The following is a 13803-nucleotide window of genomic DNA, read 5'->3' as shown; positions in this document are numbered from 1 at the left end:
TGGCATCACATCAATGTTCGATCGCGTGATTGGAAGCGTCCGCGTTCGCGACGTCTTGCCGACCCTTGCGGGAGGCGATCCCTGCCGCGGCGCTTTCGATGCGGGTGGCGCGGGCCGTTTTTCCGGTCTCCGCGGATGGCGGTGTGTCCGCTGGGCCCGTAGTCCCGGCCGTGGCATCCGGCATGAGGCGCGGCCGGTCGGCGCCGAGCGCTGCCGCTTGCGCGCTGGACTGCGGCGACGCCGTTGCGACGGGTCCGGTTGGCGGTTGCGGCGCCGGTGCGGGCGAGGGCAACGGCGCCGGTGGGTTCACCGAAGCCGGGGCTGGCATGGGTGAAGCGGCCGGAGGAGTGCCGGCAGGCGCGGTACGCATTTTCGGGTGACGCCCTTCCATGTTGCCGGTTGCGTAGACGTCAGCCTCGTTCGGCTGCGAGAAGCTGTCAGTCGGCAGTGGCAGGTCGGCAGTCTGCAGCGGCTTGACGAGATGCGGCGTGATGATGAACACGAGTTCCGTGAGGTCCTGCTGGAATGACGTGCTGCGCGCCAGAGCGCCGAGCACGGGCACTTCGCCGATGCCGGGAATGGCTTTCAGCGCGCCTGTCACATTGCTCTTCATCAGGCCGCCGATCGCAAACGACTCGCCGTCGCTCATCTGGACCATCGTGGAAGCACGGCGCGTCGTGATGAGCGGCAGAATCGACACACCGCTGACGTTGGTCGCGCTGAGCGTGATGCCGGTCGGCGACAGCTCGGATACTTCAGGTGCGACCTTCAGGCTGATTCGGCCGTTGGCGAGCACGGTCGGCGTGAACTTCAGGCCGACACCGAACTCTTCTTCCTGCAAAGTGATGGTCGTCGCCCCCGTGCTGCTGCTTTGCGGCACCGGAATGAAGATTTTCCCGCCTGCGAGGAACGTGGCCTCCTGGCCGCTGATGGCGACGAGGTTCGGTTCGGCAAGGATCTTGACGAGGTCGTCCGTCTTCTGCGCATCGATGGCAAAGCTTAATGGGCGGTTGTTCGCCTTGCTGCCCGAAATGAGGCTCGATACGCCGGCCAGCAGGTTACTCACGAGCACGCCGCTCCATGAGCCGAAGCCGCCCTGGATGTTGAGCGCCGAGCCCAATTGGTTGATGAGCGTTTTCGACACTTCGGCGACCTTGACTTCGAGCATCACCTGTTGCGGCGCGTCCACCGTCATCATGTTGATCACCTCGGCCGGCTTGCTGGTGCTCGAACTCTGCTGGTTCACGTTGGTCCCGTTGCCAAGGGTGCCGGACCCGTTCTGCGATTGCTGGGTCGGCTGTGCGCTCGCAAACGCCTTCGCGATCTCCAGCGCCTGTTGGGCCGACGGCGAACTCGACACGTGCCCCCCGAGAACCAGGTTGCCCGCAGCGGTCGATACACGGATGCCACGCTCGTCGGGCAACAACTGCCCAAGCGATTGCTGCAAGCCGTTGGCGTCGATGTTGACAATCACGTTGATAATCTGACATCCGCCGCTGCGTCCCTGAACGATCATGTTGGTCGTGCCGACAGCCATGCCGACAAGGTAGAGTGTGCGTGGCGACACGAGCGTGGCTTGCACGATCGTGGGGTTGCCGAGCGTACGGTTGCGTGCCGGTTCTGCGAGAGGCAGGAGTGTCGACTTCCCGACCGGCACGACCACGCTGGTTTCTTCGTGGACCTCGCCAGTGCAGTTCGGGCCGCGCAGCGGCACGGATGCGCCGGCTGCCCCGCCAGCCGGCATGGGCGCCATGCTGACCATCATCGGTATTGGCGCACGGCCCGCCGGCAGCGGCGTATTCGGTCGGGCCTTCTCGAGCGCCGGGCCCTCGACCGCCTCCTGCGCCGTGCCACTTTGTGCAACGAGCAATCCGGTGCACAACGCCGAGGTGAGAACGACGCCGCTCAGCGAACGGCTACGCATCGCACCACCGGTTGAGAACCTCAGTTTCGTTTTCATTTTCCTGCCCCCGTTTCTCGACTTCGGTCGATCGAGACTTCAGTTATTTGCCTTGGTTGAGTCAACTGCGGCGGCTCGTCTTCGCAGATGCCGCCGCGTCCGCCCTAGAAACATTCCACACTGCCCAACGCACCCGAGAGCACGCCGACGCAATCTCGCTTCGCCGCTGGTCGTGCGGCGTAGTGCACGCGCGCCGGCCGCGCGGGCAAAGCTGCGGGTGCCGAGGCTGGTGCGGCTACCGGCGTGCCTAGCAGCGTGATCTTCGTGGCGCCGCCGGTCGGTAGCGTCGCCTTGTCAACCTGGTTGCGCAGCACCAGCGACAACGTGCCGACGCTGCGCGCCAGGTCGAGTTTTTCTGCCTGGTCAGGCGAGACTTCAAGCGTGACCGCGTTGACGACCTTTGGCGCCGTGTCGTCGCGATTGACCTGCTGGGCCACGGCGAGCACGAGGATCTTTTCCAGCACGATCTTCGAGATGCTTTGCTGAGCGTCGCTCTTGCCCGGCTCCTGGGTATTCACGATGACGTCGACGTAGTTGCCCGGCAGGGCGAAGCCCGCTACGCCGACCACATCGTTGACGCGGACCGTGATGGCGCGGTTGCCTTCACCGATGACGGCGGAGAGGCCGCCCTTGGTGCCGATCGGCGCGAGCTTCGACTCGATCACGGGTTCGCCGCGACCGAGACTCGCACGCACCACACGGCCCTCGAGCGCTTTCGGATCCGTGAACGCGCCAGGCGGCACACTTCCCGTCGGCCAGTTGACGGTGCGAATCAGATTTGCATTGAGCGGCTCGCCGAGACTGACGTCGCCCGCCGCGACCGCGATGGGCGTAACCGCGTTCGACGAGGTTTGTATCAGCCATCGAGAAGCAAAGACTACGGCGGCCAGACCGGCCACCATGGCGACGGCCAACATGACTAAAGCGCGACTGTTTTTCATGGTGATACTCCTGCGTAGGTCATTGGATACTTGCCGGTCAACCGACTGCCAACTGCTGGCCCGGCCGGTCGGTCATAGGTGGGTAAGTACTGTCGTGGTCCATCGCGGTGCCGAAATAGCTGTGCCATGCTTCGCGCAGTCCTTCCCCCGTCACTTCCCGCGCCGCGCCGCGGTAGTGCACCGTGGCGGAGACCAGACTGAGCAGATCGCCTGGATAGCAGGCCAGGAACGGTTTGCCGCTCGGCAGATGCAGGTTGTGCAGCAGGTAGTCGAATGAGGTCTGCACTGCAGTGAGCTTGAGGGCAGCGCAACGCGCGTTGAAGACGGCGCGATAGTCATCGACCGATAAGGGGCCGACGTACAGCTTCGAGCCGAGACGACGCAGGAATGCTTCGTCGAATTGTGTCGGAGCGAAATTGGTGGAGAACACCGGCCATACGTCGAAAGGGGCAATGAAGCGCGAGCCGGATTGCAGCGTGTACTGATCGACGCCCCGATCGAGCGGCATCAACCAACGGTTGAGCAGGTCGTGAGGCGCGATGCGCTGGCGCCCAAGATCATCGACGATATACAGCCCCATGTTTGCTTTCATGTGCGGCGGCGCCTGGTAGAAGCCGGCCGTGGCGTCATGGCGCAGGTCGAGCGCTTCGAGCGTCAGTTCGCCGCCTGAGATCACTACCGGGCGGCGGCACATGCGCCAGCGCCGGTCCGCCACCTGCGTCTGACTTTGCTCGGGCGCATCGCGATGCACGAGTGGGTCGTAAAGCTGCACGATTTCGCCGCCGACGTAGAGCGCGTAGGGAATCGGCACATTGCCGCGCAGCAGCAGTCCGAGACGCTCGGCGAGGAAGGTCTTGCCGCTGCCCGCGAGGCCGTGCAGCATCAGGGGGCGCCCAGCATTGAGCGATGTCGCCGCTGCGTCGAGCAGCGCGTAATCGATGACCACGTCGCGAAAGGCCGAACTTACATCGCCTTGCGTGATGCGGACCCGACGAATCGAATGTTCGCGCACGCTTGCTGCATAGCCGTCGAACGCGACGGGAGCAGGGCCGCAATATCTGCAGCGTGTCATTTCGTCTTGTGCGAGGTTGCGGCCACTGTCCGTGAGGCGAAGCTGCACGTCGATGTCATTGGCACCACGGTGGGTGATCTCGACCAGATGTTCGCGCACGAGAAATGCCAGCACGTCGTCCAGTACGCCCACCGACAGCTTGTGCCGCTCGGCGAGATCCGCGAAACTCGACTTGCCGTGCAGCAGGACGGACTTGAGTACGAGCCGCGCCACGAACTCCTGTGGCAGTCCGGTCTCTGTGAGCGTGCGCGGAGCACGCAGCGACACGGTGGATTCCTCCGCATGACGGCTGTACGACGGCGCAGGATCGGGGAGGTGCGTAACCTGTGCGACACTCCCGCCTTCAATGTTCTGCTGGTTCATCGCTCTGTTCTCCTGGACCGGTTTGCGACCGGCATCACAGGCTGTAAAGTTCTGGCTGTCCATGCTGGCGGCAACCCCGGATTTCCTCGGCTATGCAGCCGATGCGAACAACACACCTAATGTGCCAGCGGCAATGGCGACACCGTAGGGCAGTGATCCAACCGATTCGATCTGCTGGTACTGAGGATTCCCGGCCATCTGTCGTCCGGGGCGCCACGCGCTGCTTACAATGCACCAGAGATTCACGAACAGTTGCCTTGTACGACCGCGACGCAGGGTGACGCATAGCGACCAGATCCCACCAACAACGAATGTTGCCAAGGCGATACGGACGGTCATCGCCGGCCCGACCCAGGCGCCGATCGTCAGGAGCAGTTTCACGTCGCCGGCCGCCATGCCCCGTAGCAGATAGAAGGGGAGCAACACCGCGAAACCGGTCAGGGCACCCGCTAACCAGTGCGCACTACCGGCAAGCGGACCGTTCAACCAGACCTGCACGAGAAATGCAGCGGCGAGGCCAATTGCGATGATGCGGTTCGGAATCCGACGGCATGTGAGATCCGTGCTGGCCGTTACGATAGCCAGGGCGATCACGCATGCCGGAATGGGTTGTGGGGGCAGAAACATGGCGAGTCTCGATTCGGTTCGTCTGCGTTTATCCAAGCGCCGTCGCGACTTTGGTCGCAATGCGCTGATAGAGATTGCCCAAGGAGCTGCCAAGCGTGGCGATCGCGCCGAGGATCGTCACTGCAATGAGCGACCCGATCAGTGCGTATTCGATCGAAGTGACGCCGCCGTCATCCCGCAGCAATTGCCTTGCAATGGCTCTCCATGCGTACATGGCTATCTCCCGAATTGGTTCGTCGTCGGATTCGCTCGACGGTTGAACACCCAATGATTTCTGGGAAGACGGGAGAGACGGAAATCCGCTCACCCGTCAAATCCCGTCTCTACAGGTCGTTTCCGATCGTGGTGAACACCGCGTTCAGGTCTGTCCCGACTAGCGTTACGGCACCGATGATGACCACCGCAATTAGCGAGGCGATAAGGCCATACTCGATGGCCGTCACACCTTGTTCGTCCGACACGAAACGTTTGATGCGGGCTGCGTCAATCCGGAAGGACTGCATCAGCGTAACGAATCGTGCCGCTTCTCTCATCGCATTCATTGCCCTCTCCTATGTAGGTTGTAGAGCGCTGTCAGAATGGAAAGCCCGGCGGAGACGGACGAATCAACGCATCGAAATCGTCCGTCGGCGCGCGGCTTATAGGTCATTCCCAATCGTCGTAAAGACCGAATTCAGCTTGTTGCCGACGGTCGTTACGGCGCCGATGATCACGACAGCGATCAAGGCTGCGATCAGCCCGTATTCGATGGCGGTTACACCGTCTTCGTCACGAACGAAACGCTTGGCATGGTCGATGATATGTTGCATGGTCAACTCCTTTGGATAGCTAATTAAAAGCCATCGGCCTGAATTGGCTGATGGAAGGTACTACAGGCACTGCGAAAAAGAAGGGCGCAGAGTCTAGGTCGGCCGCGCCGGCGTGCACACTGATGCGTGCCAGCCAATCTGGCCGGAAGAGTTGCTGCGAGTGAACAGATTGCGGAGCGCGTGTCTGGCGAATTGCCAGGCACAGGGTCCGTGGATATCGTTGGCGGCGCGATGATGCGCGCGGCGAATGAACGACGTGGGTGCTGCAGGGAACGTGAGACCGGTGTCGCCGTAGCAACGGCAATCCTGTCGTTTTATTTGATTGATCTTCATGTCTTGGTCCTCGACTTCTATTGCTCGTTATTGGCTTCCGGCCTAAGCCGGAGCCCGCTAGTTAGTCGGCGACCACCATCTGTTCTCCTGCCATCCGCGCCGTCTTGATAGTTGCAGCTGCGTATGTGAAGAAACTTCCCCGTGGCTGACTCCAGTTGCGTTTTTCAGGATCTCCCTTGCACCTGCTGCCTGAATCGCAACGGTCGTCACGTCGTCGACTTCCGCGCTCTTTCCTTTGCAAGCACCGGGCCAGCTTCTCAAAACGCGAGGAAATACGGGCGTGAGGCCAGTTTCATCATGGTTCGCTCTCGTCCTTGGCGCACAGGTTGGCTCTAATCTGCAACAATTTCCGGAGGAAATCGGTCCGGTAAAAAATCCCGCAGAGGCCCGCCGTTCCTTGCGCAGCGGTAAATGTCTTGGGACTTACCCTAGTCCGGTGCGAACGCTTGCGTCGACGAAATCGGCGGCATTTCCATAGTCCTCTGAGTCCAAATCGTTTCAAAGTTGAAACGCGTCACATCCAGGGCAGGAAAAAACGTGTCGAATTTGACCCGTGGCGCGCGTTTTTGACGGGTGCCGCTGCCTGTGAGGAAAACGATGGCTTGAAAGTCAACGTATTTCCTACAACAATGAATCCGACCACAAGCGTGCGATGAACCATTCGTTCGCTTAGGAATAGAAACAAAAAATCAGATAGACCGGATGAAAAAAATATCCGGCTTTCGTGCGAGGCGGGGATCATGTACTTTTCAGATCGGGGAGCGTTCGGCGCCGAACGTCGCATCCATAGTTGGCTGACACGTGAACGCGTGCTGCTGTACAGCTGCGCGATGCTGGTGATGAACATCATCGTACTGGCGGCATGGGGTTGGTCCAGCAGCGGTTTCATGGCAACCGATGTCACCCGGCCGGGCGTCGACTTCTCGGTGTTCTGGACCGCGTCGCACATGATGTTGAACGGCTCACCGGCGGCGGTCTACGATTACCCTACTTTTGCACGGGAAGAATCAGCGCTTTTTGGTGCGTATGTGAATCATGGCTTTCTGCCGTGGCTTTATCCGCCAACGCTATTGCTGCTCGTCACACCGCTTGCTCTTCTGCCTTACACCTTTTGCTATTTATTGTTCGTGTGCGTCAGCGCCTGGTTGTTCGCTACAGGCACGCTAGCTGTCAGCGGTATTTCCGCGCACTTTCGCCGCCCGTGGATTGCGATGCTCGTCGTGCTGGCATACCCGGGTGTCTATGTCGCAGCCGTCATTGGACAGAATGCGCTATTGACCGCTGCGCTGATGGCCTTCGCTGTTCGCTGGGCCGAGAAAAAGCCCGTACTGGCCGGTATCTGCATCGGCTTGCTGGCGATCAAACCGCAATTGGCGGTGCTGTTTCCAGTGGTGCTGATCGCTGCGCGTGCGTGGAGAACCATGTGGGTAGCGGCGATCAGCGCAGCGGCGTTTGGAGCACTCAGTGTGCTGGTGTGTGGCACTCAATCGCTCCACGCGTTCGCAGCCAGCACGAGCTTCGCGCGGGAGATGGTGCTCGAGAGCCGCATGCAGTATTGGTTTGCTTCTCCGACCCCGTTCGCCGCGTTACGCCTCGCTGACGCGTCGGTCACCATGGCTTATGTCGCGCAAGGCGGCGTCGCACTGATTGCGGCGGTGGCCGCATGTTATGTGTGGAAACTCACAGACGATCTGCGTCTGCGAGCCGCCGCGTTGGCCGTGGCGACAATGCTTGCCAACCCCTATCTATGGTTCTACGAATTGACCTGGCTCGGCGTGGCGCTTGCCTGCCTTGCGGTATGTGGTCTGGAAAAGGGCTGGCGGCGTGGCGAGCAGGTCATTCTGGTGCTGGCGTGGCTGCTGCCGCTATACGAGTACGTCAATCGGCTGATGCAGCTGCCGCAAGTCGGGCCGCTAGTCCTGTTGATCGTTTTGCTTACTATCGTTCAGCGTGTGCGGCTCGATAAGCAGGAGGCGGCATGAACATGAACGTGTTGCGCCGCGCGTCGCGCAAATGCCGGCCGTTTCCTCCATTGCACGCAGCGGGGCCGGCGAGGCGTCCGCATTGGCTCAACGCCAACCGTCTGCGGCTATACCCGATTATCGTATTTGGATGCTATGCGTTGTTCATCGCAATCTATCTGATCCGGCTGAGCCGGCAGAATGAGGTGAGCGGCATGAGTCCATTCGTCGTTGATTTCCTGCCGTTCTGGAGTGCAGCAGTTCTTGCATTGCACGGGCACGCAGTCGACGCGTACAACATTCAGGCGCTGTCTGTCATCGAGATCCGCACGGTGCCGTACCTGGGCACCGTCAATGGCATCCTGCCGTGGCTGTATCCGCCAAACACGCTGCTGCTGATCGTTCCGCTCGCGCTGCTTCCGTATAAGGCAGCCGCGGTGTTATGGCTCGGTGGCGCATATGTGCTCTTCGTAAAGGTGATCCGGGCCATCGTGCCGGACCGGCACGCCATGCTGCCGGTGCTGTTCTTTCCTGGTGCGCTTTTCGTCATCAGCGTCGGGCAGAACGGTTTGCTGACAGCAGCGCTTGCTGGGTCTGGCCTTGTGTGGTTGCGCACCCGGCCGGTTGCTGCAGGGGTCTGTCTGGGCCTGCTCTGCATGAAGCCACAACTGGTCCTGCTGTTTCCGCTGGCGTTACTGTGCTCGCGTTCGTGGCGCGCGCTCGCCGCTTTCTTGCTGACGGCCGGGACCACACTTGCGTTGGCTTTGCTCGCGTTCGGCGCGGAAACCCTAACCGCATTCCTGCATAACACCGGAATTGCCACTTACAGCATCGAGTCAGCGCACGCCACGCTGGCACGCGTGCCGACTGTATTCGCGTTCGCTACATTGGTCCATGCGCCGGCTGTGCTCGCCTACGCAGCGCAAGGCGCGTGCGCATTGCTCGCCGCAGCTGCCGTCTGTTACGCCTGGAGCCGGGAATGCGCGTATTCACTGCGCGCGGCAACGTTGATCTGTGCAAGCCTGCTCATGAGCCCCTATCTCTACGACTACGACCTCGCATGGTTCGGTGTCTTGATCGCGTGGTATTGCCGGCATGCGCTGGTCGCGGGTTGGGAGCGAGGTGAGCGGGAATGGCTGGCCGTGCTCTGGGTCGCCCCGCTTGGGGGCATGTTGATCGTTGCCTGCGGGCTCTTCCAGTTCTTGCCGTGGATCTCGCTGACAACGCTCGGACTGTTGGTGCGGCGCATCGTGCTGGAAGGACGCGCGGCCCCGGTCTTCCAGCGTTATGGGGTCGAGTGACGGCCGTTAAAACAGAGAAGGAAACGGCGGTAGTCAACGTGCGCGATATGCGTTGAAGGCCCGGACCGGCTCATGACATCAAATCGGATTTACGGGGAGGCAATCATGTTTGAACAAAATAATATGCAGCTGATTTCAGTAGTAGTGCCGTTCTACAACGAAGGCGAGGCGGTCGGCCAATTCTTTAGCGAAATCGTTCCGGTGCTCGAGGGGATCGCGTCGACGCGGTTCGAAATAGTCTGCGTCAACGACGGCAGCAGCGACGGCACGCTCGACAAGTTGATCGCTGCCAGCGCGCGCGATACGCGCATCCGTGTGATCGATTTGACGCGAAACTTCGGTAAGGAGGCGGCGCTGACGGCGGGGATCGACGAGGCGTGGGGCGATGCGGTGATCCCGATCGACGCGGATCTGCAGGATCCGCCGAGCTTGATTCCCGTCATGATCGAACATTGGAGGGAGGGGGCGGAAGTTGTCGCTGCCAAACGGACCAATCGGGCGTGCGACACTTTCGCGAAACGTACCGCCGCCGCGATCTACTATCGTGTTCACAATGCCCTATCGGAAGTGAAGCTTCCGGAAAACGTCGGTGATTTTCGCTTGATGGACCGCCAGGTCGTCAACGCATTGCGAAACCTGCCGGAGCGGCGGCGCTTCATGAAGGGACTCTTTGCTTGGGTCGGCTATCGGACCGTGATCGTCGAGTACCAGCGCGAACCACGCAGCGCTGGTCATTCGAAGTTCTCCGGATGGCGCTTGTGGAATTTTGCGCTCGAGGGCATTACGAGTTTCAGCACCGTGCCGCTGCGGAGTTGGAGCTATATTGGGCTTGCGATCGCCACGGTGGCTTTTGTGTATGGCGGCTTCATCATCGGGCGCACGCTTTGGCTCGGCAACCCAGTGCCGGGCTACGCGTCACTGCTTTCCGTGATGCTGTTCCTGGGCGGTATCGAGTTGGTGGGAATCGGCGTGGTCGGCGAATACATCGGCCGAATCTACTACGAGACGAAAGGGCGGCCAGTCTATCTCGTGCGCCGCCGCTATCAGGAAAATAGCAAGGTCAGCACGCTGCCTGTCGGGCGCAACAGTTCACGCGTGACGAACACATTGCGGCTCGAATCCTCGCGTAAGCGCGTGCGCTTCGCTGGACGTTGATTTGTGGAGGTATGAATCATGTCCCCTGATGCTTATCTTCAGATGGCCGAGACCGAGGCCGAACATTGGTGGTTCCGCGGTCGGCGCGATGTGGTGCGTTCGGTGTTGAACCGACTTGCGTTGCCGTCGAGCGCCCGTGTGCTCGAAATCGGTTCGGGCACAGGCGGTAACCTCGAAATGCTGGCCGAGTTCGGCAGCGTGAGCGGATTGGAGATGGACGAGACGGCGCGGATGCTGACGGCAAAAAGCACCGGAGCACGTTTCGATGTTCGCGCGGGGCGTTGCCCGGACGATGTGCCGTTCGACTGCGAAGTTTTCGACCTGATCTGTTTCTTCGATTGCCTCGAGCACATCGCTGACGACGTCGGCGCGCTTGCGCGTATGCGGGAAACCCTGGCCCCGAGCGGAAAAATCGTCGTGACAGTGCCGGCATACCAATGGTTGTGGGGCGCGCACGACGTCTATCTTCACCACCATAGACGCTACAGTCGAGCGGCCCTTGCGGCGTGCGCCGACGAAGCAGGCTATCGAATCGAACGCATGACTTACTTCAACGCGCTGTTGCTTCCGCTGGCGATTGCCGTGCGCTTGATCGATCGTCTGCTCAAGCACGACCGGTCGAGCGGCGATGCCACGCCAGCCGCGGCTCTAAACATGCTCCTCTATCGGATTTTCAGTGCAGAGCGTCATTGGGTTTCGCGGGGTACATTGCCGTGCGGCGTGTCGCTGCTCGCCGTGCTGACGGCGAAGTGACATCCCCGTGGAAAACAGCGCTGGGTTGATAAGACCGTTCGGCTTCGGTGTATGCGGATCGTCGGCGTGGCGGTCGTGCTGATATTGCACGTTTGTTTTATTAGTCGTCACCTGTCGAATAAAGCGAAATCTGGAAAAAATAAGGAAAAGCCGAACGGTAATCTGCGGCTAGATATCTGTCTCGGCTTGTCCGCTTAAACCAGAAGGTGGTCGATTTTTTCAGAATTAAACCAGAAGCTGAATTTAATTTCGACTGACGCGATCTGCGCCTTGAACTGCCCAATCTCGAGATCGCGCTCGGCAAGCAGACTATGGGCCAAGACCAGCAAGGTCTTCAGCAGTTCGATATCGCCAGGGGAGATCGGCGCCGTTCGACATGCGCCGTGGTTGACGAGTCCGCCGCGCGGTTTACGACATCGATAGTGCGCAAGTGCGAAGCGGCTGTCGCCAGTCGATACCCTCAAGCAGAATCGACAGTTGCGCAGAGCTCAGATGGACCTTGCCACCGTCGGCCTTGGGCCATATAAAACGGCCTCGTTCAAGCCGCTTCGCGAGCAGCCAGATTCCGTCCTCCGTGGCCCAGAGAATCTTTACCAGATCGCCCCGACGGCCGCGGAAGATGTAGACGTAGCCGCCCAGCGGATTCTCCTCAAGCGCTGTTTGCGCCTTCGCTGCCAACCCCTGAAACCCGCATCGAATATCGGTGACGCCCACAGAGATCCAGATGCGCGTGCCTGCCGGTAGGGAGATCATGAGCGCAGACTATCCAGCACGATCCGCAGCATATCCGCGTCAACCAGGCCGTCCACCAGGCCGTCCACTTTAACCACCGCACGACCGATCCGGATCTCGATCGTGCCGCCAGGTGAACAGCATGTTCGCGTTGATGCCATTCTGCCGAGCCAGTTTTGCGACTGATACGCCCGGCACGCGAGCGGTCGCTGCCAGTCGCTCACGAAGCTCGCGGGGGCAATTCGGGCGCCCCGTAGCCTTGAATGTCAGATGCCGATGCGAGTGAATGAGTACTCGCGACCCGGAGCTGCCTTTCGACGCATGGCGGCCGAACGGCCGTTTGCTGGAGTACAACAGACGCTAGATATTCCCGGCGCTTGACTGAAAAGCGAGTTCACTGACTACCCGGCCGCCATTGAGTATTCCGCACGGATCAAGCAAGGCTTTCAGCTTGAGCATCAGGTCGACTTCCTCAGGAGACCGGCTCAGATGGAGGAACTCCTGCTTGACTACACCAATGCCGTGCTCGGCGGAAATACATCCGTCGGCGGCTCGCACCCCCTCATAGAGCAGCCGCTCCACCTCCTGCATTGCTCCAGCTTCAGCGTACGGACCCGACAGTAGATGCAGGTTGCCGTCGCCGAGATGGCCGAAGAACAGATGAGTCTGATCCGGGAAACGCGACGTCAGCGCTTCCCTCATCGTTGTGACGAAGCGGTCCATCGCAATGAGCGGCAAGCCCACGTCGAACGCCGCATGCGGTGCCAGGCGGCCCAGCAATTCGCCGATGGTTTCCCGATACGCCCATAGCTGTCTGGAGTGGTCGAGGGACTGCGCGACGATCACGTCATCGACGATTTCACTTTCGAGCGCATATTCGAGGACTTCTTCGAGCGCTCGTCGCTCGCTTTCTTCCGAGGCGCCCAACGTTTCGACAATCGCGTATACCGCTGAGCGCTTCGCGAAGGGCGCCTTGAGTGCGCCGATCTCCATTGCGGCGCTCATGTAATCGTCCCACATCAATTCGAACGACGACAGCGCCGGTAAACGGCGCCGCAGCTCTTTCAGCAACCGTGTCGCGGCATTGAACGAACCAAGCGCACACAAGGCGGTATTCGACACGGTTGGCTTCGGCTCGAGTTTCAACACGAGCCGGGTGATCACGCCGAGAATGCCTTCGGAGCCGATGAACAGTTGCTTCAGATCGATGCCTGTCGTGTTCTTGGTGACCTTGTTCATCATCGAAAGAACGGTGCCGTCCGCGAGCGCGACTTCCATGCCGAGAATCAGATCGCGCATTACGCCGAAGCGCACGACGCGATTGCCGCCTGCGTTGGTCGCCGCATTGCCGCCGATCTGGCAAGAGCCGCGCGCGCCCAGATCAAGCGGAAAAAACCATCCCTGCGCTTCCACGTGCGTTTGCAATTGCTCGAGCGCGATGCCTGCCTGAACCGTGATCGTGCCGCCTATGCAGTCAAACTCTTCGATCGCATTCATTCTGGCGAGCGAGACCGCCACTTCGCCAGCTTGTGGCGTAGCGCCACCCGCGAGACCGGTCAGGCCGCCTTGCACGACGACCTTCTGGCGGAGCTTCGAGAGTACGCCGAGCGCCTTGGCCACTTCGTCCGGCGTACGCGGCATCAGTACCAGTTCCGGGCGTCGCTTTTCGGCTTCGCTCCAGTCGCCGGCGTGCGCATCCAGCACGCCCGCGTCGAGCGACACGCACTGTTCGCCCAGTTGCTCGATGAGTGTCCGTTGCAGGTCCGTCATATCGTTTGTCTGCTGTGTCATGTATC

General features: G+C 60.7%; 14 protein-coding genes. 4 read left to right on the top strand and 10 right to left on the bottom strand.

Going from position 1 to position 13803, the window contains the following annotated elements; genetic code table 11:
* Positions 1-10: 10 nt before the first annotated feature.
* The 7 genes from P0D68_RS12175 to P0D68_RS12145 all read right to left on the bottom strand — a co-directional run bounded on the left by P0D68_RS12175 (position 11) and on the right by P0D68_RS12145 (position 5772).
* The gene (locus P0D68_RS12175; protein ID WP_408293833.1) at positions 11-1960 is read right to left on the bottom strand and encodes a type II and III secretion system protein family protein; all 1950 of its coding nucleotides are present in this window, start codon (positions 1958-1960) and stop codon (positions 11-13) included.
* Positions 1961-2064: 104 nt separating this feature from the next.
* Entirely contained in the window at positions 2065-2901 is an 837-nt protein-coding gene (cpaB, locus tag P0D68_RS12170; protein ID WP_408184341.1) for a Flp pilus assembly protein CpaB, read from the bottom strand.
* A 37-nt stretch (positions 2902-2938) separates the two neighbouring features.
* Positions 2939-4336, bottom strand: a complete 1398-nt coding sequence (locus P0D68_RS12165) for a DUF8689 domain-containing protein (RefSeq protein WP_408184340.1) — start codon at positions 4334-4336, stop codon at positions 2939-2941.
* Positions 4337-4426: 90 nt separating this feature from the next.
* A complete protein-coding gene (locus P0D68_RS12160; protein ID WP_408184339.1) occupies positions 4427-4963 on the bottom strand; it encodes an A24 family peptidase in 537 nt (178 codons plus the stop codon).
* A 28-nt stretch (positions 4964-4991) separates the two neighbouring features.
* Positions 4992-5177, bottom strand: a complete 186-nt coding sequence (locus P0D68_RS12155; RefSeq protein ID WP_408184338.1) for a Flp family type IVb pilin — start codon at positions 5175-5177, stop codon at positions 4992-4994.
* A gap of 109 nt (positions 5178-5286) precedes the next feature.
* On the bottom strand, positions 5287-5505 hold the full coding sequence (locus P0D68_RS12150) for a Flp family type IVb pilin (protein WP_408293829.1): 219 nt from the start codon (positions 5503-5505) through the stop codon (positions 5287-5289).
* Between the two features lie 96 nt (positions 5506-5601).
* On the bottom strand, positions 5602-5772 hold the full coding sequence (locus P0D68_RS12145; RefSeq protein ID WP_408184337.1) for a Flp family type IVb pilin: 171 nt from the start codon (positions 5770-5772) through the stop codon (positions 5602-5604).
* Positions 5773-6845: 1073 nt separating this feature from the next.
* Between P0D68_RS12145 and P0D68_RS12140 the strand changes: the two genes are divergently transcribed.
* From P0D68_RS12140 to P0D68_RS12125, 4 genes are all read left to right on the top strand, one after another.
* Complete coding sequence (locus P0D68_RS12140) at positions 6846-8087, top strand: glycosyltransferase family 87 protein (RefSeq protein WP_408293826.1); 1242 nt, start codon at positions 6846-6848, stop codon at positions 8085-8087.
* On the top strand, positions 8084-9367 hold the full coding sequence (locus tag P0D68_RS12135; protein WP_408293823.1) for a glycosyltransferase family 87 protein: 1284 nt from the start codon (positions 8084-8086) through the stop codon (positions 9365-9367). Before P0D68_RS12140 ends, P0D68_RS12135 begins: the two co-directional genes overlap by 4 nt.
* A gap of 105 nt (positions 9368-9472) precedes the next feature.
* Positions 9473-10522 carry a glycosyltransferase gene (locus P0D68_RS12130; RefSeq protein ID WP_408184333.1) on the top strand — a complete coding sequence of 350 codons (1050 nt, stop codon included), beginning with the start codon at positions 9473-9475 and terminating at the stop codon, positions 10520-10522.
* An 18-nt stretch (positions 10523-10540) separates the two neighbouring features.
* Positions 10541-11275, top strand: coding sequence for a class I SAM-dependent methyltransferase (locus P0D68_RS12125; protein ID WP_408293821.1), 735 nt, complete (start codon positions 10541-10543; stop codon positions 11273-11275).
* A gap of 408 nt (positions 11276-11683) precedes the next feature.
* Here P0D68_RS12125 and tnpB read toward each other — a convergent pair whose 3' ends face one another.
* The 3 genes from tnpB to P0D68_RS12110 form a co-directional block, all read right to left on the bottom strand.
* Positions 11684-12028, bottom strand: coding sequence for an IS66 family insertion sequence element accessory protein TnpB (gene tnpB, locus P0D68_RS12120; protein WP_408293818.1), 345 nt, complete (start codon positions 12026-12028; stop codon positions 11684-11686).
* Between the two features lie 69 nt (positions 12029-12097).
* A complete protein-coding gene (locus P0D68_RS12115; RefSeq protein ID WP_408293815.1) occupies positions 12098-12205 on the bottom strand; it encodes a transposase in 108 nt (35 codons plus the stop codon).
* Between the two features lie 162 nt (positions 12206-12367).
* The gene (locus P0D68_RS12110; protein ID WP_408293812.1) at positions 12368-13798 is read right to left on the bottom strand and encodes an FAD-binding oxidoreductase; all 1431 of its coding nucleotides are present in this window, start codon (positions 13796-13798) and stop codon (positions 12368-12370) included.
* Positions 13799-13803: the final 5 nt, after the last annotated feature.

The organism is Paraburkholderia sp. RL17-380-BIE-A (assembly GCF_046028085.1).
GTDB lineage: Bacteria > Pseudomonadota > Gammaproteobacteria > Burkholderiales > Burkholderiaceae > Paraburkholderia.
Note: the sequence above shows the minus strand (reverse complement) of the source record. Positions and strands in the feature narration are given on the sequence as shown.

Bases quoted from the DNA above. Each gene is read 5' to 3' on its own strand.
- P0D68_RS12165 (WP_408184340.1), bottom strand. From the start codon at position 4,336: ATGAACCAGCAGAACATTGAAGGCGGGAGTGTCGCACAGGTTACGCAC.
- P0D68_RS12155 (WP_408184338.1), bottom strand. From the start codon at position 5,177: ATGTACGCATGGAGAGCCATTGCAAGGCAATTGCTGCGGGATGACGGC.
- P0D68_RS12175 (WP_408293833.1), bottom strand. From the start codon at position 1,960: ATGAAAACGAAACTGAGGTTCTCAACCGGTGGTGCGATGCGTAGCCGT.
- tnpB (WP_408293818.1), bottom strand. From the start codon at position 12,028: ATGATCTCCCTACCGGCAGGCACGCGCATCTGGATCTCTGTGGGCGTC.
- P0D68_RS12140 (WP_408293826.1), top strand. From the start codon at position 6,846: ATGTACTTTTCAGATCGGGGAGCGTTCGGCGCCGAACGTCGCATCCAT.
- P0D68_RS12160 (WP_408184339.1), bottom strand. From the start codon at position 4,963: ATGTTTCTGCCCCCACAACCCATTCCGGCATGCGTGATCGCCCTGGCT.
- P0D68_RS12130 (WP_408184333.1), top strand. From the start codon at position 9,473: ATGTTTGAACAAAATAATATGCAGCTGATTTCAGTAGTAGTGCCGTTC.
- P0D68_RS12125 (WP_408293821.1), top strand. From the start codon at position 10,541: ATGTCCCCTGATGCTTATCTTCAGATGGCCGAGACCGAGGCCGAACAT.
- P0D68_RS12110 (WP_408293812.1), bottom strand. From the start codon at position 13,798: ATGACACAGCAGACAAACGATATGACGGACCTGCAACGGACACTCATC.
- P0D68_RS12145 (WP_408184337.1), bottom strand. From the start codon at position 5,772: ATGCAACATATCATCGACCATGCCAAGCGTTTCGTTCGTGACGAAGAC.
- P0D68_RS12135 (WP_408293823.1), top strand. From the start codon at position 8,084: ATGAACATGAACGTGTTGCGCCGCGCGTCGCGCAAATGCCGGCCGTTT.
- cpaB (WP_408184341.1), bottom strand. From the start codon at position 2,901: ATGAAAAACAGTCGCGCTTTAGTCATGTTGGCCGTCGCCATGGTGGCC.
- P0D68_RS12150 (WP_408293829.1), bottom strand. From the start codon at position 5,505: ATGAATGCGATGAGAGAAGCGGCACGATTCGTTACGCTGATGCAGTCC.